Below are 801 nucleotides of genomic sequence, written 5' to 3' on the forward strand. Positions count from 1 at the left end.
TGAACCTGATACGGGATTGCCGCTATCGCAGAGTCTAGGGCTTTGAGCATGTGAACCCGAGCGTTATTACGCAGGGCTTCTAAATGTATCCAACCCGTGTTCACATCGGTTAACGTTAGGGTACGAGCGAACTCGCCCTTAAGACTCGGCCCGCAATGAGCCACCGTGTCCATCTCGAAAAACCCCGGCTCGCAAGCGATCTCATCCCCGGCCTTGCGGATCGTTATCGAGTTACGAAGCAAAGCGCCAGGCTTGGTTGTTGATACCCCCTTTAGCTCTAAACCCTGGCGGGATTCTTTAAGATAACGGTCAATAGTAGAAGCAGACATTGCCAGTAACTCCCCACGCACCTGTTCGCTATAACCATCCTTACCTGGCACTAACTCGCCATGAGCTTGCAGACAATCCAGCAAAGTTAGCATCGATGCCGCCAAGTATTTGCCGCACTGGCACCCAGAAAGTACCCACACGCGCTCTAAGACTTTCTTCGAGGAGGCCGAATACTTAGTAGGACGAACCGTGCGGTAATCAATCCTGAACACACCCGGATTACCAACAACATCACTTGTCAGATACCTCCTTGCGCTAGCCCTGGACAATCCCGTTACCTCGCAAAAATTATCTAACACCCTCCCTTTTTCCTTTTTCGAAGCCCCGCGATATACCAGGCGCAACCGCTTCGTAACCTCAATGCGCGTACCCAAACAAACCACTCCATCATTCATGCCAACAATCTATTTCGCGCTCAAACTATGTGAGGCACCACACCACTTTCGCGCTCAAAATATGTAAGGTACGCCG

General features: G+C 51.2%; 1 pseudogene. It reads right to left on the reverse strand.

From position 1 onward, the window contains the following. A pseudogene (locus tag HMPREF2975_RS07145) lies at nt 1–725 on the reverse strand (integrase); the annotation flags it as partial. Nucleotides 726–801 lie beyond the last annotated feature (76 nt).

It is taken from the genome of Actinomyces sp. HMSC065F12, from assembly GCF_001814535.1.
GTDB classification, from domain to species: Bacteria; Actinomycetota; Actinomycetes; order Actinomycetales; family Actinomycetaceae; genus Pauljensenia; species Pauljensenia radingae_A.